This is a genomic window from Pedococcus sp., assembly GCF_036554925.1.
Classification (GTDB): Bacteria; Actinomycetota; Actinomycetes; order Actinomycetales; family Dermatophilaceae; genus Pedococcus_A.
On sequence record NZ_DATBMI010000023.1, the window covers coordinates 1 to 1,923 of the forward strand.

Annotated in this window: 3 protein-coding genes; 2 read left to right on the forward strand and 1 reads right to left on the reverse strand. The window is 73.9% G+C overall.

The annotated features are described in order from the left end of the window. The first annotated feature begins 375 nt into the window (after nt 1–375). Entirely contained in the window at nt 376–741 is a 366-nt protein-coding gene (locus tag VIB11_RS01695) for a peptidoglycan-binding domain-containing protein (protein ID WP_332027747.1), read from the forward strand. A gap of 71 nt (nt 742–812) precedes the next feature. After that, complete coding sequence (locus VIB11_RS01700) at nt 813–1,229, forward strand: HIT family protein (protein WP_332027749.1); 417 nt, start codon at nt 813–815, stop codon at nt 1,227–1,229. A gap of 123 nt (nt 1,230–1,352) precedes the next feature. On the opposite strand, the gene VIB11_RS01705 is transcribed toward VIB11_RS01700, so the two are convergent. Beyond that, on the reverse strand, nt 1,353–1,923 hold a 571-nt coding region (locus VIB11_RS01705; protein ID WP_332027750.1), incomplete at its 5' end, for a sensor histidine kinase.

Sequence of the window (1,923 nt, forward strand, 5' to 3'; positions counted from 1 at the left end):
CGCCGTGGAACGTCAGGGACGTCGCCATCGTGCCCACCGCCCTTCGGTTCCGGCGCCCCGCTCGCCGCAGCCGAGCGAGAGACCCTGCACCAGCGTCGGCGCGCGACCGGCAGGGGCGGAAGGGCCATACGTCCCAACGGCATCCGCCCCGTCGTCGGGCTCCTCCACCGGCTCGTCCACCGGCTCGTCCACCGGCTCCTTCACACGCCCGGGAGCGAACTCATCCCGGCGGCGGGACCTGACTACGTCCAACGGCCGATCCCTCGGCACACCCGGCATGTCACTGTGCTGCTTTCACCCCGTCACGGCGTTCCGCGAGGAGATCCGACGCCATGGGGGCGGGTAGCACGACAGTCGAGCCAACAGGGGGCAGACATGATCGCTTGGGAGACGGGAACGGTCGACGGCGCCGATCGCAGCGCGTCGGCTGAGGAGGGGTGCGCGGAGGCGGCGGTGCCCGCGACCTTCGGGGACTACCACTGGCTCTCGCCGGGCACCCGCACGCTCAGGCCGCTCGACGCCGGCGACGACGTGAAGTTCCTGCAGGCACGTCTCGGGGTCAAGCCCGACGGCTACTTCGGCCCCGACACCACGCGGGCACTGGTCGCTTTCCGGGAGGCCAACGGTCTGCCCGCCGAGCCGGTGGCCGGCCGTGAGATCTGGTCCCTGCTGATCGTCACGACGACGACGGTGCCCCAGCGACGCCGGTGGTGGCCCGCACCGCTGCGCGCAGCACGCTGACCGAGACGTCCCGGGGTCCCCGCGCTCGCCGCGCCGGGACCCCGGGCGTCGGCGGCCCTAGGCTCGGCCGGGTGAGCTGCGTCTTCTGCGACATCGCCACCGGGTCCTCCCCGGCCCAGGTCGTCCTCGACGAGCCCGATGTCGTGGGCTTCCTCGACGTGCGGCCGGTCTTCAAGGGCCATGTGCTGCTCGCCCCCCGAGCGCACGTGGCCACCCTGCTGGACGTGTCGGCCGACCTGATGCCGGTGTTGATGGGCGCGGCCCAGCGCGTGGCGGGCGCCGTGGTCGAGGGCCTGGGCGCCCAGGGCTCGTTCGTCGCGATGAACAACGTCGTGAGCCAGAGCGTCCCGCACCTGCACGTGCACGTCGTGCCGCGCACGAAGGGCGACGGGCTGCGCGGGTTCTTCTGGCCGCGGACGCGCTACGCCGACGATGCCGAGGCGGCGCAGTATGCCGCGCGGCTGAGGTCCGCGCTGGCGCAGCCCTGAGCCGCGTGTTGCGACGCTCGGCGCAGGGCGGTCTGGCGCAGCCCTGGCCAGCGGGACGCGCGACCACCGGGGTGACCCTGCAGCCCTCCGGCGCCTCCTCAGCCCACTCCTCAGTGCCGCGACCTACAGGTCGCCGGCGGGGCCCAGCGGGACCCGCCACACGACCTCGGTCCCGCCGGCGTCGCCCGGCCCCAGCGTCAGTGAGCCGCCGTGGTCCTCGGCACGCGCGGCGAGGTTGGCGAGGCCGCTGCGCCGCTCGACGTCCTCCGGGAGTCCGCGCCCGTCGTCGCGGACGATCGCCACGAGGTCCCCGGCGACGTGGACCTCGACGACGACCCGCGAGGCCCGCGCGTGCTTGGCGACGTTGGCCAGGGACTCGCGGAGCACGGCGACCAGGTCGGCTCCGACCACGTCGGGGACGGTGCTGAGCGGTCCGTCGGTCCGCAGTGCGGGCGCGAACCCGAGGGACTCCTCGGCCTGTTCGAGCACCTCGTCGAGCTCGGAGCGCAGCCCAGCGTGGGTCGGGCTGGCGTGCAGCTGGTAGATCGTGCGGCGGACGTCCTTGATGGTGTCGTCGAGGTCGTCCACGACGCGCTCGAGCCGCCGGGTCACGCTCGGCCTGATGGCCTCGCGCGCCGCGCCCTGCACCGAGAGCCCGACGGCGAAGAGCCGCTGGATCACGAGGTCGTGCAGG